Genomic DNA, 518 nt, shown 5'->3' with positions numbered 1-518 from the left:
CGCGACAAGACGTAGGCGCAAAGCCCCGATGCCGGAAGCGCCGGTCTCTGCCTTATCCAGGACCTCGGACCAGGCCTTGATCGTATCCCCCGCGAAACACGGGTTGGCATGTGCACCGCCATTCAGACCCACAATCATCTGTGCATTTGCAAGACCGTTGAAGGATAACGCGCGGGCCATCGAAATCACATGCCCCCCATAGATCAGGCGGCCGTCCGGGCGGAACGTCAGATCAAAATGCACCTTGGCGGTGTTTTGCCACAGGCGCGTGGCCAGCATATGCTCGGCTTCTTCCACGGTTACGCCGTCGACATGATCGATGGTCTCCCCAACGGCGTAGTCACCCCAGCGATGCGTCTCGCCTGATTGTCCAAAGTCATACGCGGTGAAATCCAGGCCTTGCGGTATCAGCAGATCGTCAGCATTCAACGCCTTTTTCAGGTCGGGCACAACGGCCTCTGGCGCTGGAACATCGAGGTTCGATTTGCGCACCATCACCCAGCGGACATATTCGATGA

General features: G+C 58.5%; 1 protein-coding gene. It reads right to left on the bottom strand.

Annotation, left to right across the window (positions count from 1 at the left end; genetic code table 11):
* Positions 1-518 (bottom strand): MaoC family dehydratase (locus ACRZ95_RS23290; RefSeq protein ID WP_480555790.1); only part of this gene is annotated, 518 nt, incomplete at both ends.

Source organism: Ruegeria sp. AI3, assembly GCF_056541245.1.
Note: the sequence above shows the minus strand (reverse complement) of the source record. Positions and strands in the feature narration are given on the sequence as shown.